Origin of the sequence: Blautia sp. Marseille-P3087 (genome assembly GCF_900120195.1) — a bacterium.
GTDB lineage: Bacteria > Bacillota > Clostridia > Lachnospirales > Lachnospiraceae > Blautia_A.
Genome location: NZ_LT635539.1, coordinates 156,997 through 180,418, shown reverse-complemented (window position 1 = coordinate 180,418; position 23,422 = coordinate 156,997). Strand labels below are relative to the sequence as shown.

The following is a 23,422-nucleotide window of genomic DNA, read 5'->3' as shown; positions in this document are numbered from 1 at the left end:
GCCATGAATCAGAATCTCTCGAATTTTTTCCTCTGCGGATCTGCCGGATGGTGTCTTGAAATACTCTGGACCGGACTGCATTCTCTGCTCGCCGGTCAGCGCACCATGAACGGCAAAACTTCTCTTCTGATGTTTCCCATCTACGGCTGCGCAGCGGTTATCGCCCCTCTGTATGCCAGAATTTACACGTTTCCTTTTTTCTGCCGGGGACTGCTTTATATGTTCGGTTTTTATCTTGTGGAATTTGTCAGTGGAAGTATTCTGAAAGAGTTTGAAATGTGTCCATGGGACTACAGCGGTGCAGCTTTTCAGTATCGTGGAATTATCCGTCTTGACTATGCTCCGCTATGGTTTGCCGCCGGACTTATTTTTGAAAAAATCCTGACGAAAGTATCTTGAAAAAATGATTCCACTAGTATATGATTGTGCAAGAGAGAATTTTACAATTTTCCGCACCAACAAGGGAGGTATTACATGAGACATTTAATGAGCCCGTTGGATCTCACGAAAGAAGAACTCGACGATCTTCTGACACTGGCCAGCGACATCGAAAAAAATCCATCCAAATACGCGCATGTCTGCGACGATAAGCGACTTGCCACCTGTTTTTATGAACCAAGTACACGTACACGATTAAGTTTTGAAGCTGCTATGATGAACCTCGGCGGCAAAGTTTTAGGTTTCTCATCAGCCGGTTCCAGCTCTGCTTCCAAAGGCGAAAGCGTTGCCGATACAATTCGTGTTGTTTCCTGTTATGCAGATATCTGTGCTATGCGTCACCCGAAAGAAGGTGCTCCGCTGGTCGCTTCTATGGCATCTTCTATTCCTGTTATCAACGCCGGTGATGGTGGTCATCAGCATCCTACTCAGACGCTTACCGATCTTCTTACTATTCGTTCCCTTAAAGGAAGGCTTGATGACCTTACTATCGGTCTGTGTGGTGACCTGAAATTCGGACGTACCGTTCATTCTCTGATCGAAGCTCTGGTACTTCGTTATTCAAATGTTAAATTTGTCCTGATCTCACCGGAAGAACTTCGCGTACCAAGCTATATCCGCGAAGATATCCTTGAGAAACACAATGTGGAATTCGAAGAAGTAGAGCGTCTGGAAGATGCACTTCCGAAACTCGATATTCTCTACATGACACGTGTACAGAAAGAACGTTTCTTCAACGAAGAGGATTACGTACGCATGAAAGACTTCTACATACTGGACAAACAGAAAATGGAACTTGCTCCGAAGGACATGTACATTCTTCATCCGCTTCCGCGAGTAAATGAAATTGCCGTTGAAGTCGATGATGATCCGCGTGCCGCATATTTCAAGCAGGCACAGTATGGTGTCTATGTTCGTATGGCACTGATTCTCAGATTACTGGAGGTGGAAGTATAATGTTAAACGTTGGAGCACTTCACGAAGGTTTTGTACTTGACCATATCAAGGCCGGCAAAGCCATGACAATCTATCATGACCTGAAACTCGACAAACTTGACTGCACAGTTGCAATCATCAAAAATGCAAAGAGCAACAAGATGGGTGTCAAAGATATCATCAAAGTAGAATGCCCGATTGAAAACCTTGATCTGGACATCCTCGGTTTCATCGATCACAACATTACCGTAAACATCATCAAAGATGAAAAGATCGTCGAAAAAAGGATCCTGAAACTTCCAAAACAGATAACAAACGTTATCAAATGTAAAAACCCTCGCTGTATCACTTCAATCGAGCAGGGGCTGGATCATGTATTCATCCTTGCTGATCCTGAAAAAGAAGTATACCGCTGCAAATACTGCGAAGAGAAATACAGAGGCAAACGTAATAAATAATTACATAACAAAAAAGAAACGTCGTAATGACGTTTCTTTTTTGTTGCAAGCAGGCCGATAAGCCGGGTTATGTCGTTGAGTGATCATCTGTCTAGGCCATCCGTTGCCAGATGGCTCAAGCGACCTACCTGAAAGCACGACGGGCAGCCGTATCGCTTTCGTTTCGGTCTTGCTTCGAATGGAGTTTACATGTGCCCGTTCTGTTACCACAACGGCGGTAGTCTCTTACACTGCCTTTCCACCCTTACCTTCACGAAGAAGGCGGTTTATTTCTGTTGCACTGGTCTGGGAGTCACCTCCACCGGACGTTATCCGGCATCCTGCCCTGTGAAGCCCGGACTTTCCTCGTCTGTACCCTTTCGTCTGTACAGCCGCGATCACCTGGCCTGCTTGCGCAAATGCTATTCTAACACAAATATACCATTAAAGTAAAGATTTAATTTCAACGCACGGTAATTTTGCATTTTACTTTAATCTTTCCGGATTTTACAGTTATAACTGCAGTTCCTTTCTTCTTCGCTGTAACCTTTCCCTTAGAGGTGACAGTTGCCACTTTTTTGTTTGATGAGGTAAAGGTTATCTTCTCCACTGATGTAATTGGCAGAATCTGTGGAACCAGCGTACAGGATTTCTTCTTCCGAAGCCTTATTTTCTTTTGGATTCCCTGTATTTTTGTTGTCTTTACCGGTGTCTTCTGAACCTTTACAGCGATCTGTTTTTGCAGTCCACTTTGAAGCTTAACAGAAATCTTAGCATTTCCGGTTTTCTTACCTGCCCGAATCTTTCCTGAAGAATTTACTGTCACGATTTTATTATTGCCGGATGTCCATGACGCAATTCTGTCCCCTTTTGCAAGCCCGGTAACTTTTACCTTTGTTGTGCTCTGTCCCGTTTTCAGAACGATACTGGATACATTTACCTTCATTTTCGGACTCAGTTTTGCAAGCTGCTTTGATTCTGTCTTGCCGCAGACTGTACATTTTCGTTCTGCCCTTCCATATACCAGCGCCGTAGGCTCTTTGACTGTCTTCATAGGCCCATTCCACCTGTGAGCTTCGATCACATAGGAAATCTCTTTTGTTCCAAAGAATTTTCCAATGCCGGTAATCACTGCTGTTGCTGTTCCGATATTAACATTATTCTTCCATGATACCGTGTAATCTGCATTTTCCGTAAGCAGCTCATCCTGATATTTCACAGTAAATGTTGGTTTTATTTCCGTTCCGTTATAACAGCTTGCCGGAATATCACTGATCCGGGCATCTTTGATATCCTGCCGGAAAACAGCATAAAACTCCTTATCATCATTAAGAATCTGGTCGTCTTCTGCTTCTTTCCCGTCACAGAACCATCCGGCGAATTTACCATCACCCTGTGGAGCCTGAGGCAGTTCCAATGCTTCACCTGCCTGATAGATATTTTCTTCAAGCAGCTCTCCTTCTGAGTCGTATAAAGATTTTCAGAAACCGCAAGATCTGTAAGGCCTACTGTTATTTCAGCTGAATTATTATCATCCGACAGCTCTGCAACCTTCTCACCGTCTTTCATCTCCCATATCTGAATATTCAGTTTTCTGGAAGAAATATTCTCCGGAATCATAATGCATAACAGAATCCAAACAGGTAAGACAGGGACACACTTATTCCGATGAAAAGTGCCTGAGTTTTAACCTTTTAAAAACACATTTTCCAAGTCTCAAAGATGTCTTATTAAAGTACGTCATTTTTAGAAAATATCAGAAGAAATCTAATAAACAATCCCCAAAACGGCATAAATGAAGCTGCCGCTTCACGAAATTTTATTCGTTAAAGCGACAGCCCCTTCCTAAAAAAATCAACTTATTATACATCAAAGCAGCTTCCGCCTACAAATTCTCGCAACAGAGAATTATGAGGAATATCTTCGCTTGGAACGGAGATAAAATAATCCAAAAATTTCAACAGACGCTTCGCTTCCAGATATTCCGGCTCGCTCTTATCAATTCCAAACAGAAGCGGTTCGGCATATACTTTCAGGCAGGCAAGTTCATATACAAGCGCTGAGTTAAACATCACATCTGCCTCTTCCTGATACGGAAAAATATTTGCCTCTTCTCCTCTTCTGACAGAAGGCCATCTTGCGATCGTCTCCTTTGCTGAAGTGCCTCTCGTACGTGCATCACGTACAATTCTGCGGATCAGACGGCCGTCCGTTGTCGGAATACGATTATGCTCATCAATATTTAACTGCGTCAGTGCGCTGATATAAATTTTGAATTTACTTTCTGCCGGCAGTGCATAACTGAGTTTATCATTCAGTCCGTGAATTCCCTCGATCACCAGTACATCATCTTTGCCAAGCTGCAGGAAATCACCTTTGTACTCTCTCAGTCCTGTCTTAAAATTAAATACCGGGAGTTCCACACGCTCTCCATTAAGAAGCGCCAGCATGTCTTTATTGAACTGCTCCACATCGATTGCTTCGAGACATTCATAATTTTTTTCACCGAATTCATCAAACGGAGTGTCTTCACGGTTTTTAAAATAATTGTCCACACCGATAGGGTGCGGTTTCATGCCATGTGCAGTAAGCTGAATGGAAAGTCTGTGCGAAAACGAGGTCTTTCCTGATGAAGACGGACCTGCGATCATGATAAACTTCTTATTTCCTTCTGATACGATCCGCTGTGCGATATCAGAAATTTTCGCTTCCTGTAAAGCTTCCTGTACAAGCAGAATATTGCTGATTCCTTCTTTCGTAATTCGGTCATTCAGATCGCCGACATACGAAATATCCATCTTTTCTGCCCATTCCTGCGATTCCTTCTGCACATGGAAAATTTTATCCTGCGGTTGGAACGGTGGGATCACGGACGGGTTCTTCCGCTCCGGAAGTTCCAGAACAAATCCCTCATCATACAGTTTCAGGTCAAAATACTGTACATATCCTGCATGGTCTGCCATATAGCCATAAAAATAATCATCATAGTAACCGATATTGTAGATGTTTACCTTTGAGACACGGCGGAACCGGAACAATTTTTCCTTATCATACATCCGATGCCTATGAAAAAGTGCTACTGCCTCATCTGTATTGACAGAACGTTTCCCGATCGGAGTACATTCGTCCGCCAGTTTGTGCATCTGTACCTTTACTTTATCAAGAAAATCCTGATCAAGAGCTGCTTTTCCTTCCATTGTAAAATAGTAACCATTTCCCACAGAATAGTGGATCATTACTTTATCAACGTTTTCCCTGCCTGCCACGTCATAGATTGCACGCAGGAGCACGAGACACACGCTTCGCTTATAAGTTTCAAAACCGATATGGTCTTTCGTTGTCACAAATTCCAGTGTACAGTCCGATTTCAGTCTCTTCTGAAGTTCACGAAGTTTTCCGTTTACCATCACGAGGATGACCGGAGTTTCCGTGTGTATACTGATCTCGTCAACAATTTCTCTGTACGTGGTTCCTTCCGGATACATCCTTGTCTCTCCGGCGATCACGACCTTAAACATCTTTTTATCCATAAAACAGACCTCCTGTTCACGGCATCTTTTATTTATTATAATATCATATACGGACTCTGCACCTTTGCACATGTGATCTGAAGATTCGGATACTGTTCTTTCAGAACGTTCTCCATCGCTTTCATAAAAATATATTCTGTACCGTAATGACCGGCATCTACGATAGTCAGTCCCTGTGCTACCGCATCAATTCCTGTATGATGATCAATGTCTCCTGTGACATAAACCTGCGCACCCTTTGCAAGAACATCCGAAATCATACTCTTGCCGCTTCCGGTACAGATGGCAGCCTTTTCGATCTGTGTATCCGGATCTCCGTAAATCTTTACATCATTTAAAGACAATGCATTTTTAACAAATTCTCCGCATTCTTTTAATGACATCTTGCGGGGCAGCTCTCCTACACGGCCAAATCCCTCCTGACCATCCTGCGTCTCCGCGGTAACGGAAAGAACTTCTCTGTCTGTCAGCTGCAGATAATCTGCACTCAGCTCAGCCATTCCAAGTATGTCATAGTTAGTATGCATTGCATAATACTGAATATTATGCTTTATAAGAGAAAGAATCCTGCGTCCTGTAAATGTATGATTATTAATTTTTTTCTGTCCTTCAAAGATCATCGGATGATGAGTAATGATCATATCCGCTCCGGCATCTATTGCCTGCGCAAGTGTCGACTCAGTAAGGTCAAGCGCCAGAAATACATGACTGACCTCTTCTTCATCATCTCCGACCAGAAGTCCTACATTATCCCAGTGCTCTGCTGCGGATGACGGATATCTGCCATCCAGCCAGCCGGTCAGTTCTTTAACTTTCATATCGTTTTAAGGCAGTCAGAATCAACTGCTTTTCCTCCTCTACTTCCATTCTGCGCTTCTTCGCTGCATCACCGGAAGCCGACTCCAGCTGTGCCGAAATCTCACTTCGAATGCGGAGTTCACGCTCCAGATATAATTTAAGTACCGGATGTTTTCTCTCAAGAAGCAGGCGTCCAAACATTTCCTCTTCTCGACTCCATACAGCAGGCTGTTCTCCTTCATGCTGAACCACTTTCATGATTGGATAAAACTTGCCGTCTTCGAGAATCATCTCTTCCTGAACGATCTGATAACCGTTCTGCATAACAAAACGTCTGAAGTGGGGAATATCCGACTGCGGCTGCAGAATCAGCTCCTGAAATCCCGGCAGTGCATGTCTGCCTTCACTTAAGATTCGCTCCATCAGTGGTCCGCCCATTCCCGCGATCACAAGGGTGTCTCCCTCACCTGGCCGGATTTCGGACAAACCGTTGCACAATCTCGTTTCTATGTATGCTTCCATATGATACTGTGCGATGTGTTCCTGCGCTCTTGCCAGAGGACCTTTGCCCACATCTGTGGCAATTGCTCTAGGAATCTTATGCTGAAGCATCAGGTACACCGGCAGATATCCATGATCACATCCCACATCAACCAGCCGGTTTCCTTCTGTTACCATTTCCGCGATTGCTGTCAGCCGCTCTGACAGCTGCACCTTGCCTGCCATCAATCCAGATAATCCTTAAGTTTACGGCTGCGGCTCGGATGGCGGAGTTTACGGAGTGCTTTCGCCTCGATCTGACGGATACGCTCTCTGGTAACGTTAAATTCTTTTCCAACTTCTTCCAGGGTACGTGCACGTCCGTCGTCCAGTCCAAAACGAAGGCGCAGTACTTTCTGTTCTCTCTCTGTCAGTGTACCCAGTACCTCTATCAGCTGCTCTTTCAGAAGTGTAAATGCAGCTGCATCTGCCGGTACCGGTACATTATCATCCTGAATGAAATCCCCAAGATGGCTGTCTTCCTCTTCGCCGATAGGCGTTTCCAGAGATACCGGTTCCTGAGAGATCTTGAGAATCTCACGCACACGCTCTACCGGCATCTTCATTTCTTCTGCGATTTCTTCCGGAGTAGGTTCACGTCCGAGTTCCTGCAGTAACTGACGGGAAACACGAATCAGTTTGTTGATCGTCTCTACCATATGAACCGGAATACGGATGGTTCTCGCCTGATCGGCGATTGCTCTTGTGATTGCCTGACGGATCCACCATGTTGCGTAGGTACTGAATTTGTAACCTTTACGATAATCAAATTTCTCAACGGCTTTAATCAGGCCAAGATTACCTTCCTGAATCAGATCCAGGAACAGCATACCACGTCCTACGTATCTTTTGGCAATGCTGACTACCAGACGGAGGTTGGCCTCTGCCAGACGTTTCTTTGCCTCCTCATCACCCTGTTCCATACGTTTTGCAAGCTCAATTTCTTCGTCTGCCGTAAGAAGGCTGACCTTACCGATCTCTTTCAAATACATACGAACCGGATCTTCAATGCTGACACCTTCCGGAACAGAAAGATCGATTTTGTCAAGTTCGATTTCTTCTTCGTCATCCATCTTTTCGATGTCGGCATCGTCGTCCACATCAAGTATCAGTTCTTCATCATTTCCTGAAATACGAAGCACATCCACTCCACTGGCTTCCAGAAAATCCAGAACCTTTTCCATCTGCTCAACTTCCAGCGGCTGGTCTTTAAAGAAATCGCTGATTTCCTGATATTCCAGTACATTTTTCTTCTTTTTTGCAAGCTCCAGAAGTTCTACCAGTTTCTCGCTGAATTTGCCCATATTCATTTCCATAGGTGCTCATTCCCTCCATATAGTGTTTATATTTTAACCTTATTCAAAAGAAATATGCAGTTCCTGACGTTTTCGTCCAAGTTCTTCCAATTCTTTTTTCTCTTTGAGGATCTGCTGCAATCCCACCATATCTGTCGGATCCAGATTACGGTTTTTTTCTGCAAGGCTTTCTGCCTTGATACGAAGAAGCGTATCTGCAAAAGCCCGATCCTGTTCCTGCTGTGTCTCCAGATGGATCGTCGCATTAAAAAGCGATGCGACTTCCCGCTGCTCTTCACTGTCCGTAAAGCTGTTCAGAAGCTTGGCAGGATTGACCTGACCCTCTTCCTCTCTCTGACGAAACAGCATCTGTGCCACTTCCTTATACAGCGGAACGATAAAATCCTCTGCATTCAGATACTGTGCCACTTTATCGAAAATTCCCGGATAAGTAACCAGCCATGTCAGCATCAGTTTCTGTGCCTGATCCGAAGCGGATTCTTTTTTCTTTTTATTCTGTCCGCCACTGGTCTTTGGCTGTGTTCTGTTTTCCGCCGGAGTTCCCTTCAGCGCCAGTGTATTGACCCTTTTTCTTAAATCCTCGACACTGACACCATACTGTCCCCTGTATTTCTTAACGATTGCCTCAATATAGAGGTTACGTTCCAGTTCATCTTTTAATTCGAGCAACAGCTCTGCACACCGTTCAAAGAAACGATTCTGCCCCTGCGGCTCATCCATCGGAAATTCCGATTCTGCAATACTCACACGGAACATAAAACTGTCAGATGCCTGTCTGAGGCGTTCTTCGAAAGCTTCTGCTCCCATGTTTTTGATAAATTCATCCGGGTCTTTGTATGGTTTCAGATTCACGACTCTCGAGTTGACTCCGGCATCCCGAAGGATCGGAATTCCTCGAAGAGCCGCCCGGATTCCCGCCTCATCACTGTCATACAGAAGAAGAACTTCCTGTGTATAACGTTTCAGAAGACTGGCATGACCGGAGGTCAACGCTGTTCCGAGCGATGCTACCGCATTCGTAAATCCTGCCTGATGCATGGAGATCACATCCATGTAGCCTTCGCAGAGGATCAGATACTTTTTCCTCGTTGTCCTTGCAATATTCAGTCCGTAAAGATTTCGGCTCTTATCAAAGATTTTGGTTTCCGGTGAGTTCAGGTATTTCGGTTTGCCGTCACCCATCACTCGTCCGCCAAAACCGATCACACGGTTGTTCACATCCATAATTGGAAAAATCACACGATTCCAAAACTTGTCGTACATTCCATGGCGTTCATCAACATTAAAAAGTCCGGATTCCCGAAGCCTCTCATCACTGTATCCCTTTGATTTCAGGAATTTGTAAAGTCCGCCGCCAAACTTATCAGAATAACCAAGTCCAAACTTACGCATTGTTTCTTCGCTCAGCCCTCTACCGGAAAGATACTGATATCCGATCTTTCCGCCCTCGGTACGGAGCTGATAATAGTAATACTGTGCAGCCTGCTTATTGATTTCAAGCAGTTCCGCTCTTTGCTCTGCTTTCTCTCTGACTTCTCTGGAATACTCGATCTTCGGAAGCTCTACTCCGGCTCTGTCTGCCAGATGTTTCAGTGCTTCACCGAATGTATAATTCTCGTATTCCATAATAAAATTGTATACATTTCCTCCTGCGCCACATCCGAAACAGTAATACATCTGTTTGCCCGGTGTCACAGAAAACGAAGGAGTCTTTTCATTATGAAACGGACAGAGTCCAAAATATGTACTGCCCCTTCTTGTTAATCTGACGTATTGCGATACTACATCTACAATATCATTTTTCTGTCGCACTTCTTCAATGATATCGTCCGAATAACGCATACTCATCCTCCTCTGCCATTTAATAGACCTCCCAGGACTTTGGTATGAAGATCTTCCGGAATTTCGCCATGGAATACTGGTCCGTCATACCTGACAGATAATCACACACAACCTGCGCTTTCGATTCTCCCCTCTTCATCAGAAGGCGGTATTCCTCAGACATCTCTTCCGGATTTTCTGTATAATATACATAAAGCTTTTTCAGCATTTTGATTGCTTTTAATTCTTCTTCTTTTGCTCCAGGATGTGTATATACATTCTGAAACATGATTCCACGAAGATCCATAAGTGCCTCATAAATCTCCGAAGACATCTCTATATGATCTTTTTCAAGACTGTTTTCGATAATATCATGAACAAAGGTATTCAGTCTCTCACGCGTCGTGTATCCCAGAAGCATCCGGAGCGTGACCGGTATATCATCTTCCGTGATAACGCCTGCCCGCTGTGCATCATCCATATCATGATGAATATATGCAAGTTTGTCAGAAAAACGCACAACCTGACCTTCCAGAGTTGTCGGTGAGCCACTGATCCTGTGATTCAGGATTCCTTCTCTTACTTCCCATGTAAGATTCAGACCTTCACCGCTTTTTTCGAGGATCTGGACTACCCTGATACTCTGCTGATAATGTGTAAAACCACCCGGATGGATTTCATCCAGCGCCCGTTCACCTGCATGTCCGAAAGGTGTATGTCCCAGATCATGTCCGAGCGCAATTGCCTCAACCAGATCTTCGTTCAATCGCAATGCCTTCGCAATCGTACGCGCAATCTGAGAAACTTCCAGCGTATGCGTCAGGCGGTTTCTGTAATGATCTCCCTGCGGTGCAAGAAAAACCTGCGTCTTATCTTTCATCCGCCGGAATGCCTTGCAATGCAATATCCGGTCACGGTCTCTCTGATAAACCGTACGTACATCACACTCTTCCTCTATCCGCTCCCTGCCCCGTGAATGGCCGCTATGTGCAGCATAGGGACTGAGAAGCTCAAGTTCTCTCTGTTCCATGTTTTCTCGAATATTCATAGGCATGTCCTCCACAGGCTCCATAGACTGACAAAATACCTCTTATTAATTATATTCTGCACAAAGTCTCAAATTCCTCTTTTTTTCAAAAAAATCATTCAGATTAAATATTTCGACATCTGAATAACTGATTTCGCGTCAAAAAAGAGTCTCCGGCGTCTGTTTTGCCAAAAGAAAAAGCCCTTGAAAATCAAGGGCTTCTTATGCGGAAGATGGGACTTGAACCCACACGAGCGCAATGCTCACAAGATCCTTAGTCTTGCTCGTCTGCCAGTTCCGACACTTCCGCATATCGCATTTCACGGATAACTTATTCGCGACAACAGATATTATACAAAAAGTTCTGAACAATGTCAACGTCTTTTTTGTATTATGCGGAAGATGGGACTTGAACCCACACGAGCGCAATGCTCACAAGATCCTTAGTCTTGCTCGTCTGCCAGTTCCGACACTTCCGCATATTCTGTTTCGCAGGATTGTTTCCTCGCGACAAGTGATAGAATACCAGAGATATGACATAAAGTCAACACTTTTTTATAAATTTTTTTATTTTTTTGTATTTTTAGTTCAATTCCGCAATTCTGCTGACCGCAACATAGATTTCCTGTATCTTATACCATGTCGGATAATCCGTGATTCCCGTTTCCGGAAGCCCGAACACATTCTGGAATTTACGCACGGACGCGCTGGTCTGTTCCCCGTAAATCCCATCCGCATTTACTTTCGGAATTGCCGGATAAGCGTCTGCGATCACATTAAGCTGTTCCTGAATCTGGAGCACTTTTTCTCCTGTCGCACCGATATTCAGATCATATCCCGGCCATGAGGATGGAATACCTGAAATTTCTTCTGCTACATTGATATACATGTCATTTCCATAAAAATATCTGAGGATCTCAATCGGTGAATAGCCCTGATCTCCCAGTGACTTGCTGCCCCACTGTGTCATCCAGCCACGATTTCTGCACTGTACCCGATGCCCGTCACAGTACTGTGTAAGAATCGGCTGGCGCACATCCGGCCTGGAGAGATAATTTTCAAAAAGTTCATCCGTAATTCGGGAAATACTGTCAAATACATTTCTTCCCCGGATCCACTTGTGATCATACGCTGTGGAGGATGTGATCGTAAAATCTTTGCCCTTATTCCGGTACCATTCCGTATAAACACGGTTCAATGTAAAAGACATGATTGCAAGGATATTTGCACGGATCGTATCATCCGGCCAGGTCGCATAGATCTCGCTGCTTGCAACATTTTTTATATAATCCCGATACCGTTCATAATAGTTCGGTGCTGTCGTATCATTTACCGAACCGTCATGTACCACAATATATTCCGGTATCACTACCCTGCTTAAAACAATTTCGCCGCTCTCATCCACCGGTTTGACTTCCGATTCTTCAATCTTTGGCGGATATTCTGCAAACAGAGTATGGGGACCGATCACCAGACGCTCAAACGATGCTTCCGCACGAAATGCCATTTTTACCGCCTGCTGTGCCTGCACTCCCGGAAGCACCTGCGTACCGGCAATCTCCGTATTTTCGAATCCTTCCGCTTCTACCTGTATGGTATATTCCGCATATGGCTGTTCTTCCACCGGCTCCATACTGTACTCAAGCGGAGGTGTTTTCAGATCCAGTACAGGTGTCTGCCCTGATGAATCTGTCCGTACTTCCTCCACCGTCTGTCCACTCTCTCCCGTGTAAGATATTCGCACCAGCGCATCTTCCACCGGACGCGTACCGTCTTCTGTAAATACACTGACTTTCAGCGTTCCATCATCCACCTGATCCTGCTGCGCCCGAACTTTTCTATAAAAATCCATTTATTTCTCCTGACAAATGTCTCTCAGGATAGTTTATGCATTACCATTGGAAAACTTTCTTAAAATAGCTTTCAGTTTTCTTACCGGCCATGTTATCGCACGTCCAATCTTCCATGAATTGGATGCTTTTAATTCTTTGAGTTTTTTATTCGCTTTTTTGAGATCTTTTTGATGTTTTTCGTTTCTTTCGTGCTCTTGTTTCTTATCTTCTTCCAGCTTTGCAACCTGTTCCTCTAACTTCCGAATCCTGCTTTCCTGTTTCTTCTGCATCTCTTTGTTTTCTTTAACCGTACGCTCCAGAAGTCTGCTTTTGGCATCCAGCATATACACAACTTCAATTTCCCTGCGAATAAGTACATCAAAATAAAACTTCTGTTCTTCTGTCAGACATTCTTCAAATTTTCTTTTTTCCTCTTCATCCAACAGCCTGTATGTTCTTTTTATTTCCCGGCGGGCAATATCCAGCGGAAAATCCATACCCATATTTGGTTTTGTCACATCTCTGTACTCTGCAATCAGATAAAGATCCTGAATAAAATTCACAAGGTAACTCTCTACATTTCTATGCGTTACTTTCTGTGTCATGATTGAGTTTTCCCGAACTCTTCTTTCATATAAAATTTCTTTTACCGCAGTTGTCCGCTCTGCCAGATACATACCCAGAAATGAAACATAATTATCTTCATATATTTTTCCCTCAGTATAATGAATATTATTAACCTGAAGAAAATCTCTTCTATATATCCTCATCGACTGAGATACTGTCCATTCCCCGTTGCGCCGCATCTCCGCCATCAATTCAGTCCCTTTCATTACCGGCGGATATTCATGTTCTATGCGATAACGTTTTTCAAATTCAGGAAATTTGTTTTGCAGTTCAGGAAATTCATAAAAACTTCTGGCTGCTCCTATCAATATTTCCAGATTATCTCTTTGCATTTGTTCACAGCACTTTTTCAGAATTGCAACATCTGCTACTTTATCATCACCGTCCAGAAAATAGATAAACTCTCCCTTTGCAAGATTCAACCCCTGATTTCTGGCTGCCGAAACTCCTTTATTCTCCTGATTAATAATAATAATCCTGTCATCTTTTTGTTTCCACTGTTCAATTATACTCAACGTACCATCCGTAGAACCATCGTTCACACATATCACTTCTACTTCGGCGTCCCTGGCATTACAAACAGATTCCAGACACTCTGCGATATATTTTTCCACATTGTAACAAGGTATAATAATACTTAATTTTTTATCCAACTTCACCACTGTCCTTCTCACAATATCCTGTCTTTTGTTTACTATTTCGAAAAAGAGTGTGAAACTATTCCGCAATATTCACACTCTTTTTTAACCAGTTTATTCAATTTTTAAAAAATTTTCAGTATGTCATTATACATAACAACTACCATCAATGCCATCAGAAGCATCAAACCTGCAAAATGAATCCTTCCCTCGATTTCACGGTTGACTGGTTTTCTCCGAATTGCTTCAATAATCAAAAACACCAGACGACCGCCATCCAGTGCCGGGAGTGGAAGCAGATTCATTACACCAAGGTTTGCGGAAAGAAGCACTGCCATATTCAGCATATTCATCCAGAGCATCAAAGCGCCCTCGCTCTTGCTTTGTTCATATGTCGTTCCGATAGCATCCACTACTCCTACCGGACCGCTTAAGTTCTGAAATCCAAGCTGCCCTGTCACAAGCTCTTTCAGGCTTAAAAGAGTCGTTCTGACCATGTATTTGATTTCCAGTGCGCCGTATTTCAACACCTGCAGACCAGATGTCTTTGTATATCCTAAATTATAAGAAAATCCCAGTTGCGGGGTACGATACTCTCTCGGTGTAATGGTTGCTGTGTAGTCCAGCCCGTCACGTTCATAAGTGATTTCTACCGGCTCATCGGACAGCGGATGCTCTTCCAGATATGCATCATATGCTTCTCCGTCTGCAATCTCCGTACCGTTGATTGCCGTGATCGTATCTCCTGCCTGCAATCCCGCTTCCTGAAGCGGCATCCCGTCAATCAGAGATTCCACAGTCATAGAAGATGCATCTGAACGGTTGAACCCAAGAAGATATCGTACAGAAACATCCGGTGTATAGGTGATTGTCCTTGTCTCTCCGTCACGTTTCACCTTCATGGTGACGGTGTCACCTTCTTCAAGATTATTCAGATACATATAGACATACAGGTCTTTCGCCAGATCCACATGATAACCATCATATTCTGTAATTACATCACCCTTTTCAAGACCCGCTTCCGCTACAGGTGATCCTTTCTCTACCTCAACAACCTCCGACGGATCATAACCGACAAATCCCACAATAATCACTGCCAGCACAAAAGCCAGAATAAAGTTAAACACCGGACCCGCCGCAACAACAGAGATTCTTCCCCCTACCGATGCCGCATTAAAAGAACCCGGGAGTTCTTCTTCATCCGTGTCCTCACCAACCATCGCGCACGAACCGCCGATTGGGAGTAGTTTCAGAGAATAACGAGTCTCCCCCTTCTGGAAACTGAAGAGTCTCGGTCCCATTCCCAGAGAAAATTCTGTAACCCCGATTCCATTTAATTTTGCAAACAAAAAATGTCCAAATTCATGGAAAAGAATGATTGCACTGAAAATAATTACAGCAATCAGTATCTTCAAATCACCACCTGCTTTCGATCCATTGATAAGTGTCACTTTCTACTGCAAGGATTTCTTCAAGATCTGGATTCTCGACTACGTTATGTCGTTCCATCGACTGTGCGATAATATCATAAATATCAAGAAATCCAATTTCCTGATGAAGGAATTTACGTACTGCCAGCTCATTTGCCGCATTGAAAACAGTTGGCATTGAACCACCTGCTCTTGATGCCTGAATTGCCATCGGCAATCCCAGAAACGTCTCCATATCCGGTTCTTCAAATGTAATCTGTTTAAGTGCAGCAAAATCCAGGCGGTCTCCTCCGAGATATCTTCTGTGTGGATAATACAGTGCATACTGTATCGGCAGACGCATATCCGGAGTTCCAAGCTGTGCAATAATTCCACCATCCTTAAATTCTACCATGGAGTGAATTACACTCTGTGGCTGGACAACTACCTGAATATGATCAAGATCTACATCAAACAGCCATCTCGCTTCCATAACTTCCAGACCTTTATTGACAAGTGTCGCAGAATCTACGGTAATCTTCTGTCCCATCACCCAGTTTGGATGTTTCAGAGTATCCGCAAGCGTAACTGCTTCGAGGTCTTTACGCTTTTTCCCACGGAAAGGACCTCCCGATGCGGTGATCAGAAGTTTATGTACTTCTGATCGATGTTCTCCATTCAGAGACTGAAAAATCGCGCTGTGTTCACTGTCTACCGGCAGAATCCGTACCCCGTATTCTTTTGCCATCGGCATGATCAGATGTCCCGCGGTCACAAGCGTCTCTTTATTTGCAAGTGCTATATCCTTGCCTGCACGGATAGCTTCAATCGTCGGGCGGATTCCAAGCATTCCCACGATTGCTGTAACAAGAATTTCTGTTTCCGGCATAGCCGCCAGTTCCAGAAGTCCATCCATTCCTGAAACAACTTTGGTGTCTGTATCTTTAATCTTATCTGCAAGATCTCTTGCTGCATTTTCATCCCATACAGCAACGAGACGAGGAGAAAACTCCCGAACCTGTTCTTCCAGTTTCTGAATATTTCTTCCGGCGCTGATGCCCAGCACTTCAATATCTCCATTAGCACGGACCACATCCAGCGTCTGTGTTCCGATCGAACCTGTAGATCCTAAAATTGCAATTTTCTTCATGTTTTTCTCCTTTGGCAATATCAGATACCAAGAATAATTTTGGCAAGATAATAAATAACCGGCGCAGTAAAGATCACACTGTCAAAACGATCCAGAATACCACCATGTCCCGGTATCAGTTTACCATAGTCCTTGATTCCCTGATTTCTCTTGATTGCGGATGCCGCCAGATCTCCAACCATGGAAATCAATGCACCAATCCCACAGATTACTGCATATTCCACCATTGGCCCCTGTGTCGCAGCAGCATAGATCACACCCAAAAGTGCAGCCCCGACAACTCCGCCGACACCGCCTTCTACTGACTTCTTCGGACTGAGCACCGGTGCCATCTTATGCTTACCGATCAGCATGCCCACACAATACGCGCAGGTATCGCATCCCCATGAGCAGAGAAAAATCAGCCAGACAATAAATTTGCCATCCGGAAGATTTCTTGTCATAAGAATGAATGACAGCATCACTGCCACATAAACCACACCAAAAAACGCTGCCATTACCTGATTTGCATGATATTTCGGATATGTAAATACATAAACAAACATCACCAGGATCAGAGAAACCAGCACTGCCATCAGTCCATAGCTTTCAAAGCCAAGGAGCAGGCTGATATAATAAAGAACAGCACCCAGATATCCGACGATTTCCAATAATCCGGTACGATCCTCATGTATGCCCATTGCCTTATAAAGCTCCTGCATTCCGATCAGGGAAATACATAACAATGTAAAAAAGAGCACATAACCGCCACTTATGATCGTAAGCAATGCTGCGATCACAAGCAAAATTCCACTTATGAGTCTTGTTTTAAACATAATTATTCCTCCTTCACACCCCCAAAGCGGCGATCCCTGCTATTGTATTTTTCGATTGCCTTAATCAGATCTTCTTTGTGAAAATCCGGCCACGGCACATCTGTAAAATAGAATTCTGTATATGCAAGCTGCCACATCAGGAAGTTGGATAATCTCTGTTCTCCACTTGTACGGATCAGCAGATCCGGGTCTGGAACTCCGGCTGTATCAAGGTAATTTTCCAGTAAAGATTCATCAATCTCTGACGGAGTACATTTGCCGTCAGCAACATCCTGTGCCAATTTGCGGACTCCGCGAACGATTTCATCCCTGCTGCCATAGTTTAAGGCAATCTGAAAGTACAATTCATCATAATCTTTTGAAAATTCTTCCAGCTCACGGATTTTTTCCTGAATGTCCGGTGCAAATGCAGAAGGATCTCCTATGATCTTTACACGCATATGATTTTTCTCCGCACTCTTCATACATTTCTTAAGATAGCTGCGGAACAGTTTCATCAGTCCCTCAACTTCTTCTCTGGAACGCTTCCAGTTTTCTGTAGAAAAGGCATAGACTGTCAGATATTTTACTCCGAGATCTTTGATGTCATCGCAGATATTTTCAAGGTTCGCACACCCTTTAATATGTCCATATCCTCTCGGCATCCCCTTGGCTTTCGCCCATCTGCCATTGCCGTCAAGAATAATCGCAATATGATTCGGTACTTTCATAAGTTCTCCTTTTATTTTCGACAAGATTCCTGTATTTCAACAGAAAGAGAGCCTTAATGCGGCTCTCCCTCCTCTTTCTGTCTGTGTGATTATACAGTCAGAATTTCTTTCGCTTTTGTATCTACTGCTGCGTCAATCTTTTTGATGAACTTATCTGTAAGCTTCTGTACAGAATCTTCCAGGTCTTTTACTTCATCTTCGGATACATCCTGTTTAGTCAGTTTTTTGAATGCATCGTTTGCATCACGGCGAATGTTTCTTACTGCAACCTTAGCTGCCTCACCTTTTTTCTTAACGTCCTTTACAAGTTCTTTACGGCGTTCTTCAGTAAGCTCCGGCAGAACCAGACGGATAAGCTTTCCGTCATTGCTCGGATTCAGGCCGAGATCTGATGTAAGAATTGCTTTTTCGATGCTCTTGATCAGACTTGATTCCCAAGGCTGAATCTGAATCATACGAGCTTCCGGAACAGTAATATTTGCTACCTGCTGAAGCGGTGTCGGGCTTCCATAATAATCTACTGTAATTTTATCAAGGATATGCGGATTCGCACGACCTGCACGGATTGTTGTAAGCTCCTCCTCAAAGCCATTTAATGTCTTTGTCATTTTCTGCTCATATTTCTGAACTCTTTCATCCATTTGTCAAAATCTCCCTCTTATAATTTTTATTACCTTCTCTTTATTAAATTTATACAGTTACTTTTGTACCTGTAAATTTGCCATGTACAGCATTTACGATGCTGTCTTTTTCCTCCAGCCCAAACACCAACATCGGCATCTTCTGCTCCAGACACATAATGGATGCTGTCAGATCCATTGCAGCCAGTTTCTTGTCTACAACTTCTTCGATAGAGATTTCATCATACTTCACTGCATTCGGGTTAAGCTTCGGATCGCTGTCATAAATTCCATCTACTGCTTTTGCAAGGAGGATTGCTTCAGCCTCAATTTCAACTGCACGGAGTACAGTTGCTGTATCTGTAGAAAAATACGGATGTCCTGTACCGCCTGCAAAAAAGAGAATCTTACCTTCTGCAAAAGCTTCTTCTACAGCATCTTTAGAATAAAGACTGGTAAAAGCGCCGCATACAAATGGCGTAAAAATTTCTGTCTTAAGGCCGAGATATCTGCAGATATCAGAAACATAAATACAGTTCATAACCGTAGCAAGCATTCCGATCTGATCTGCTTTGTTGCGGTTGATTGTTTCACTGGTACGACCTCTCCAGAAGTTGCCACCGCCGATTACGATACCTACCTGTGTACCCTCCTCTGAAATCGTACGGATCTGCTTTGCAACAGCAATGACTGTTTCCTCATCAAATCCTCTCTTTGCAGCTCCGGCAAGAGCTTCCCCACTTAATTTGAGTAAAATTCTTTTCATAAATTTATCCTTTCTGTTATCCGGTTCCGGTAAAATCAGAATTCTTTACCATATACCTGTTACAATTTCATTTCCAGCCTCATCTACTGAAGTAGATACTGTAAAATCTGGATAGTAATAATATCCAGTTGTTCCTGTCGTATCATCTTCATCATATTCTGACGACTGGGCAGAGCCAACAGCGCTTTCCAGATCATCGATAGACATGCCGATATATCCTTCTGCGGTCTGAATCGTGGAGTTCGTCGGATCTGTATTGTCACTATCTGAACCCGAGTTATTATCTGCAGATGGTGTACTTGTCGGACTTGCATTATTACTGTCAGAATCCGAAGAACTGTTAGAATCGGAATTGTCCGAATCTGTCGGTGTCGGTGTCACAGAAGAATCATCTTCAGAATCATCTGTCGACAATCCCAGGCGCTTCTTAACATCATTTAATGTAGAAACTTCTTTTGTGCTGCTTGCCGTCATATAAGTTGCATATGGGATTGCGTCATCGCCGCTTCCGTCCATGCGAAGTGTGATCTGCTTCATAGTTTTCAGTGGAAGTTTACGGAAAAAGCACTCATTCTTTTCTTCGTCAGAATACGTAATACGGATATCGTATGTCGCAGAAGAGGTTCCCTTCTCATAATAGTAAACTGCATTTTCACCGTTCTTAAGTGTAAACATACCATTTACAAGATCATCGCCCCATTCATCGTCCTCAGAATCATCTGAAGGGGTTTCACGGATATAAATAGCAGCCACTTCTGATCCGGTCTTATTAACAATCGTAACCTTTGACGCGGTGGAAGTTTTCTCTCCCATTATATTCTTCTCAGTGGTTTCTTCCATATTTATCAGCTCCGGTGTAGGGGTAGCTGTAACAGCTGTCTCCTGTGTCGGTGTAGGGGTAGCCTGTACTACGGAATCTCCTGAATTCTTCTTTCCACAGCCGGAAATCACGACTGCAAGAGCCATCAAGCCGGCAACTGCAAGATATTTTTTCTTAAACATATATAATTCCTCCTATTCTGAATATGGAATAGTTATATAACATCATCTTTTAATACAATTATACAGAGTATCAGAATCTTGTCAACCAAATGTACATCAATTCACACATTTTTTAGAGTTACAGATTCTTTACTTTAAACTCTCTTTCCGCTTCTCTCCGCTGGTCTTTTTTCGCAATATCCTGTCGCTTGTCGTAGAGTTTTTTGCCTCTCGCCACACCTATCTCAAGCTTGACGAGACTGTTTTTGAAATAGACTTTCAGCGGTACAAGTGTCAGTCCTTTTTCCTGAAGGCTGCCTTCGATCTTGTTGATCTCATGTCTGTGAAGGAGCAGTTTTCTTATGCGCATCGGATCTTTATTAAAAATATTTCCTTTTTCGTATGGGCTGATATGCATACCATATATATATACCTCACCCTTTTCTACGCGGATAAAAGATTCTTTGATACTGCATTTTCCGGCACGAAGTGATTTTACTTCTGTACCTGCAAGTGCAATTCCTGCTTCGTAAGTATCTTCAATAAAATAATCATGAAATGCTTTTTTGTTGTTGGCGACCAGCTTCATCCCTGCTTTTTTTGCCATGAGCCACACCTCCCCTGTTCAATCATTCAACAATTGTAAAATCCACTGTCCTGCTGAGTGCATCCGCATCTGCCACGCGAACCCGTACTTTTTGTCCCAGATGGTATATCTTCTTTGTGAGTTCTCCGCTCAGTTCATAATTTTCTTCATCAAATGTATAGTAATCATCGGATAATGTGCTGATATGCACAAGTCCTTCGACTGTATTATGCAGTTCCACATAAAGCCCGTATGCAGTCACTCCGGAAATAATCCCATCGAATTCTTCTCCCAGATGATAGGACATGTACTCTGCTTTTTTGAGACGGTCGGATTCACGCTCTGCTTCCTGTGCCCGCCGTTCACAGATGCTTGACTGCTCTGCTACACTTTCCAGAATCTCGCGGTAATGTTCTGTCTTTCCTTCTCTCTTAAGTCGTCCCCTTATATTATCACGGATGATACGGTGAATCTGTAAATCCGGATATCTGCGGATCGGAGATGTAAAATGACAGTAATATTTTGCGGCCAGTCCGAAATGCCCGCTGCACTCTGTCGTATATTTTGCCTGTTTCATTGTACGGAGTATCAGACGGCTGAGCATTGCCTCATTCGGAATTCCCTGTATCTTCTCCAGTATTTCCTGAATCTCTTTCGGTGAAATTTCTTCTCCTGCTTTTTGTACCTGAATTCCCTGATGTCGAAGAAGTGTCAGAAGCGACTCAACTCTTTCCGGATCCGGATTTTCATGGGTACGGTATACAAAAGGATATTCGCCCTTGCAATACTCTTTTGCAACAGTCTCATTCGCCATCAACATGAAATCTTCTATGATATCAGTTGCAACGTTATGTTCATATGGCTGTACATCGATGGCTCTTCCGGCACCGTTCAGTATGATCTTGCTCTCCGGAAAATCAAAATCGATAGACCCACGGTTATGTCTCCTGCCTCTCAGAAGCGCAGAAAGCTCTTTCATCAGGAAAAACATCGGCACCAATTCCCGACACTCCCGACTGATTTCTGTATCACCGTCTTCAAGGATCTCTCGTACCTGATTATAACTCATGCGGCGGTCTACGCGTATAATTGTTTCTGCAATCTGATGATTCACTACACAGCCTGTCTCATCAATATCCATCAGGCAGCTGAGTGTCAGACGGTCTTCTCCCTGATTCAGCGAACAAATACCATTTGAAAGCCGTTCCGGCAGCATCGGTACCACACGGTCTGCAAGATAGACACTTGTCCCACGTTTCAGTGCTTCTTTATCCAGCGCACTCCCACCCTGTACATAATTGCTGACATCTGCGATATGAACCCCCAGATGATAAATTCCGTTTTCTTTTGTCAAAGACACCGCATCATCCAGATCCTTTGCATCTTCTCCATCAATCGTTACCGTACGAAGTTCTGTAAGATCCAGACGACCATCACGGTCAGCCTCCTGCACATGATCCGGCACACGCAGTGCCTGATTTATTACCTTCACCGGAAATTCCGACGGAATCTTGTAGCTTTTGACAATAGCCAGAATATCTGTCCCAGGTGCATTGATGCTACCGAGATTTTCTGTAATACGACCTTCCGGCTTATGCGAGGCATCTCCATAATCTATGATCTCTGCAACTACCTTGTCACCATCCCGGACTCCCTTGCTGTTTTTGGCTGAAATATAAACATCCTTTGAAAATTTCTGGTTATCACAGAGAATAAAACCATAATCGCGTTCCCGCTGAAATGTTCCGACCACTTCCTGATTCGCGCGTTCCAGAATACGGATAACTGTTCCTTCCTGCCTTTTACCTTTCTTTGGTTCTTTCCCGAGCAGTACCCGCACATGATCCTGATGCATGGCTGTCCCTGTCGCATTTGCAGGAATAAAAATATCCTCTTCTTCACCCTCAACTTCTACAAATCCAAAGCCCTTCTGATTTCCGATAAAGATTCCCTCACGGATCAGACCCTGCTTCTCCCATTCGCGGATCTCTCTTTTTTTTGGTTTTACAGCCTTTTGTTTTACAGCCCTGCCCTTTACAAATTTCTTTTTTCCGGAAAACTTCTTCTTTTCCTGAACTCTCTTTCTGCTCACTTAAACTCCTTTGTTTTGAGAAAAAAAAGCACTCTTGTGATCATACAAGAGTGTTTTCTTCTGACAATTCTTAAAAATTCATATTCAAAACTGCTGCCAGTACAAAAAATAACACTGTCATAATCGTGGTAGCTCTAACAAGACCACCCTCCATAGAACGACCTTTGTTCTTTCCCCAATAGGAATCTGCTGCACCGGAAATCGCGCCGCCAAGTCCCTGCTGCTTACCTTCCTGCATAAGAACGACAACAGTAAGAGCAATACAATCTATGGCAAAAATTACAGTAAGAATAGTTCTCAAAATCTGCATTTCAGTTACACCTCCTAATCAACTAGAAGATATTGTAACATAA

Annotated in this window: 22 protein-coding genes, 2 tRNA genes and 1 other RNA gene; 3 read left to right on the top strand and 22 right to left on the bottom strand. The window is 43.5% G+C overall.

What is annotated here, in order from left to right:
- Positions 1-3 precede the first annotated feature (3 nt).
- The 3 genes from BQ7344_RS00815 to BQ7344_RS00805 all read left to right on the top strand — a co-directional run bounded on the left by BQ7344_RS00815 (position 4) and on the right by BQ7344_RS00805 (position 1,832).
- The gene (locus BQ7344_RS00815; protein WP_072521010.1) at positions 4-399 is read left to right on the top strand and encodes a putative ABC transporter permease; all 396 of its coding nucleotides are present in this window, start codon (positions 4-6) and stop codon (positions 397-399) included.
- A gap of 75 nt (positions 400-474) precedes the next feature.
- Positions 475-1,395, top strand: a complete 921-nt coding sequence (gene pyrB, locus BQ7344_RS00810) for an aspartate carbamoyltransferase (protein ID WP_072521009.1) — start codon at positions 475-477, stop codon at positions 1,393-1,395.
- Complete coding sequence (locus tag BQ7344_RS00805; protein ID WP_022214906.1) at positions 1,395-1,832, top strand: aspartate carbamoyltransferase regulatory subunit; 438 nt, start codon at positions 1,395-1,397, stop codon at positions 1,830-1,832. The genes pyrB and BQ7344_RS00805 overlap by 1 nt, the downstream gene beginning before the upstream one ends.
- 42 nt (positions 1,833-1,874) lie before the next feature.
- Here the strand turns inward: BQ7344_RS00805 and rnpB are convergent.
- From rnpB to secG, 22 genes are all read right to left on the bottom strand, one after another.
- An RNA gene (gene rnpB, locus BQ7344_RS00800) (RNase P RNA component class A) lies at positions 1,875-2,225 on the bottom strand.
- Between the two features lie 49 nt (positions 2,226-2,274).
- Positions 2,275-3,228 (bottom strand): Ig-like domain-containing protein, encoded by a 954-nt coding sequence (locus tag BQ7344_RS16365; RefSeq protein ID WP_083585453.1) that lies wholly within the window; start codon positions 3,226-3,228, stop codon positions 2,275-2,277.
- Positions 3,229-3,673: 445 nt separating this feature from the next.
- Complete coding sequence (locus BQ7344_RS00790; protein ID WP_072521008.1) at positions 3,674-5,341, bottom strand: nucleoside kinase; 1,668 nt, start codon at positions 5,339-5,341, stop codon at positions 3,674-3,676.
- A 35-nt stretch (positions 5,342-5,376) separates the two neighbouring features.
- A complete protein-coding gene (locus BQ7344_RS00785) occupies positions 5,377-6,159 on the bottom strand; it encodes a Nif3-like dinuclear metal center hexameric protein (RefSeq protein ID WP_072521007.1) in 783 nt (260 codons plus the stop codon).
- Positions 6,149-6,865 (bottom strand): tRNA (adenine(22)-N(1))-methyltransferase, encoded by a 717-nt coding sequence (locus BQ7344_RS00780; RefSeq protein ID WP_083585452.1) that lies wholly within the window; start codon positions 6,863-6,865, stop codon positions 6,149-6,151. Before BQ7344_RS00780 ends, BQ7344_RS00785 begins: the two co-directional genes overlap by 11 nt.
- Complete coding sequence (rpoD, locus tag BQ7344_RS00775) at positions 6,865-7,995, bottom strand: RNA polymerase sigma factor RpoD (protein WP_015542998.1); 1,131 nt, start codon at positions 7,993-7,995, stop codon at positions 6,865-6,867. Before rpoD ends, BQ7344_RS00780 begins: the two co-directional genes overlap by 1 nt.
- Positions 7,996-8,034: 39 nt before the next feature.
- Complete coding sequence (gene dnaG, locus BQ7344_RS00770) at positions 8,035-9,837, bottom strand: DNA primase (RefSeq protein WP_072521006.1); 1,803 nt, start codon at positions 9,835-9,837, stop codon at positions 8,035-8,037.
- Positions 9,838-9,856: 19 nt separating this feature from the next.
- Entirely contained in the window at positions 9,857-10,864 is a 1,008-nt protein-coding gene (locus tag BQ7344_RS00765; RefSeq protein ID WP_072521005.1) for a deoxyguanosinetriphosphate triphosphohydrolase, read from the bottom strand.
- Between the two features lie 204 nt (positions 10,865-11,068).
- Positions 11,069-11,153 (bottom strand) — tRNA-Leu (locus tag BQ7344_RS00760).
- Positions 11,154-11,237: 84 nt separating this feature from the next.
- Positions 11,238-11,322: transfer RNA gene (locus tag BQ7344_RS00755), tRNA-Leu, on the bottom strand.
- Between the two features lie 104 nt (positions 11,323-11,426).
- Positions 11,427-12,695, bottom strand: coding sequence for a peptidoglycan-binding protein (locus BQ7344_RS00750; RefSeq protein ID WP_072521004.1), 1,269 nt, complete (start codon positions 12,693-12,695; stop codon positions 11,427-11,429).
- 33 nt (positions 12,696-12,728) lie between these two features.
- Complete coding sequence (locus tag BQ7344_RS00745) at positions 12,729-13,961, bottom strand: glycosyltransferase family 2 protein (RefSeq protein ID WP_072521003.1); 1,233 nt, start codon at positions 13,959-13,961, stop codon at positions 12,729-12,731.
- Positions 13,962-14,065: 104 nt separating this feature from the next.
- The gene (gene rseP / locus BQ7344_RS00740; RefSeq protein ID WP_072521002.1) at positions 14,066-15,355 is read right to left on the bottom strand and encodes an RIP metalloprotease RseP; all 1,290 of its coding nucleotides are present in this window, start codon (positions 15,353-15,355) and stop codon (positions 14,066-14,068) included.
- A 1-nt stretch (position 15,356) separates the two neighbouring features.
- Entirely contained in the window at positions 15,357-16,499 is a 1,143-nt protein-coding gene (dxr, locus tag BQ7344_RS00735; protein ID WP_072521001.1) for a 1-deoxy-D-xylulose-5-phosphate reductoisomerase, read from the bottom strand.
- Between the two features lie 20 nt (positions 16,500-16,519).
- Positions 16,520-17,314, bottom strand: coding sequence for a phosphatidate cytidylyltransferase (locus tag BQ7344_RS00730; RefSeq protein WP_072521000.1), 795 nt, complete (start codon positions 17,312-17,314; stop codon positions 16,520-16,522).
- Between the two features lie 2 nt (positions 17,315-17,316).
- The gene (locus BQ7344_RS00725; protein ID WP_072520999.1) at positions 17,317-18,024 is read right to left on the bottom strand and encodes an isoprenyl transferase; all 708 of its coding nucleotides are present in this window, start codon (positions 18,022-18,024) and stop codon (positions 17,317-17,319) included.
- A gap of 89 nt (positions 18,025-18,113) precedes the next feature.
- Complete coding sequence (frr, locus tag BQ7344_RS00720) at positions 18,114-18,665, bottom strand: ribosome recycling factor (RefSeq protein WP_072520998.1); 552 nt, start codon at positions 18,663-18,665, stop codon at positions 18,114-18,116.
- Between the two features lie 49 nt (positions 18,666-18,714).
- Positions 18,715-19,410 carry a UMP kinase gene (pyrH, locus tag BQ7344_RS00715; RefSeq protein WP_072520997.1) on the bottom strand — a complete coding sequence of 232 codons (696 nt, stop codon included), beginning with the start codon at positions 19,408-19,410 and terminating at the stop codon, positions 18,715-18,717.
- A 45-nt stretch (positions 19,411-19,455) separates the two neighbouring features.
- Positions 19,456-20,412, bottom strand: a complete 957-nt coding sequence (locus BQ7344_RS00710; protein WP_072520996.1) for a hypothetical protein — start codon at positions 20,410-20,412, stop codon at positions 19,456-19,458.
- A 118-nt stretch (positions 20,413-20,530) separates the two neighbouring features.
- Positions 20,531-20,998, bottom strand: coding sequence for an SsrA-binding protein SmpB (gene smpB, locus BQ7344_RS00705; RefSeq protein WP_072520995.1), 468 nt, complete (start codon positions 20,996-20,998; stop codon positions 20,531-20,533).
- A gap of 22 nt (positions 20,999-21,020) precedes the next feature.
- Positions 21,021-23,069, bottom strand: coding sequence for a ribonuclease R (gene rnr, locus BQ7344_RS00700; protein ID WP_083585450.1), 2,049 nt, complete (start codon positions 23,067-23,069; stop codon positions 21,021-21,023).
- 70 nt (positions 23,070-23,139) lie between these two features.
- A complete protein-coding gene (gene secG, locus BQ7344_RS00695) occupies positions 23,140-23,379 on the bottom strand; it encodes a preprotein translocase subunit SecG (protein ID WP_072520994.1) in 240 nt (79 codons plus the stop codon).
- Between the last annotated feature and the right edge of the window lie 43 nt (positions 23,380-23,422).

Excerpts from the sequence above, each read along its gene's own strand:
- BQ7344_RS00815 (WP_072521010.1), top strand. The coding sequence starts at position 4 with ATGAATCAGAATCTCTCGAATTTTTTCCTCTGCGGATCTGCCGGATGG.
- pyrB (WP_072521009.1), top strand. The coding sequence starts at position 475 with ATGAGACATTTAATGAGCCCGTTGGATCTCACGAAAGAAGAACTCGAC.
- BQ7344_RS00805 (WP_022214906.1), top strand. The coding sequence starts at position 1,395 with ATGTTAAACGTTGGAGCACTTCACGAAGGTTTTGTACTTGACCATATC.
- BQ7344_RS00790 (WP_072521008.1), bottom strand. The coding sequence starts at position 5,341 with ATGGATAAAAAGATGTTTAAGGTCGTGATCGCCGGAGAGACAAGGATG.
- BQ7344_RS00785 (WP_072521007.1), bottom strand. The coding sequence starts at position 6,159 with ATGAAAGTTAAAGAACTGACCGGCTGGCTGGATGGCAGATATCCGTCA.
- BQ7344_RS00780 (WP_083585452.1), bottom strand. The coding sequence starts at position 6,865 with ATGGCAGGCAAGGTGCAGCTGTCAGAGCGGCTGACAGCAATCGCGGAA.
- rpoD (WP_015542998.1), bottom strand. The coding sequence starts at position 7,995 with ATGGAAATGAATATGGGCAAATTCAGCGAGAAACTGGTAGAACTTCTG.
- dnaG (WP_072521006.1), bottom strand. The coding sequence starts at position 9,837 with ATGCGTTATTCGGACGATATCATTGAAGAAGTGCGACAGAAAAATGAT.
- BQ7344_RS00765 (WP_072521005.1), bottom strand. The coding sequence starts at position 10,864 with ATGAATATTCGAGAAAACATGGAACAGAGAGAACTTGAGCTTCTCAGT.
- BQ7344_RS00750 (WP_072521004.1), bottom strand. The coding sequence starts at position 12,695 with ATGGATTTTTATAGAAAAGTTCGGGCGCAGCAGGATCAGGTGGATGAT.
- dxr (WP_072521001.1), bottom strand. The coding sequence starts at position 16,499 with ATGAAGAAAATTGCAATTTTAGGATCTACAGGTTCGATCGGAACACAG.
- BQ7344_RS00730 (WP_072521000.1), bottom strand. The coding sequence starts at position 17,314 with ATGTTTAAAACAAGACTCATAAGTGGAATTTTGCTTGTGATCGCAGCA.
- BQ7344_RS00725 (WP_072520999.1), bottom strand. The coding sequence starts at position 18,024 with ATGAAAGTACCGAATCATATTGCGATTATTCTTGACGGCAATGGCAGA.
- frr (WP_072520998.1), bottom strand. The coding sequence starts at position 18,665 with ATGGATGAAAGAGTTCAGAAATATGAGCAGAAAATGACAAAGACATTA.
- pyrH (WP_072520997.1), bottom strand. The coding sequence starts at position 19,410 with ATGAAAAGAATTTTACTCAAATTAAGTGGGGAAGCTCTTGCCGGAGCT.
- BQ7344_RS00710 (WP_072520996.1), bottom strand. The coding sequence starts at position 20,412 with ATGTTTAAGAAAAAATATCTTGCAGTTGCCGGCTTGATGGCTCTTGCA.
- smpB (WP_072520995.1), bottom strand. The coding sequence starts at position 20,998 with ATGGCAAAAAAAGCAGGGATGAAGCTGGTCGCCAACAACAAAAAAGCA.
- secG (WP_072520994.1), bottom strand. The coding sequence starts at position 23,379 with ATGCAGATTTTGAGAACTATTCTTACTGTAATTTTTGCCATAGATTGT.